This window comes from Pseudoduganella rivuli, assembly GCF_009674485.1.
GTDB classification, from domain to species: domain Bacteria; phylum Pseudomonadota; class Gammaproteobacteria; order Burkholderiales; family Burkholderiaceae_D; genus Rugamonas; species Rugamonas rivuli_B.
The window spans coordinates 1-255 of sequence record NZ_WKJJ01000089.1 but is presented as its reverse complement, the minus strand read 5'-3'; the positions used below and the strand labels follow the sequence as shown (position 1 = coordinate 255).

The window sequence follows — 255 nt, the reverse complement described above, 5'->3', positions numbered from 1 at the left end:
TGGGCGTCATAGTTCGACAAGGTCGTCACGTGACCAAGCGCATTGGCCACGGTCGCCAGGTTGCCATTGGCGTCGTAGCTGTACGTCACGGTGTCGTCCGCATCGGTACGCGGCCCCCGCGCGGTCAACACCTGGCCTGCGGCGTTGTACGTGTAGGTCCAGGTGCGGGCACTTCCCGTGGCAGTGGCATTGAAACCCTGTGCGCCGTTGGCGTCAGTGGTGGCTTGCATCGTCATGGTCAGCACATTGCCCGTG

At 63.5% G+C, this 255-nt stretch carries 1 pseudogene; it reads right to left on the bottom strand.

From position 1 onward, the window contains the following. A pseudogene (locus GJ700_RS36460) lies at window positions 1-255 on the bottom strand (hypothetical protein); the annotation flags it as partial.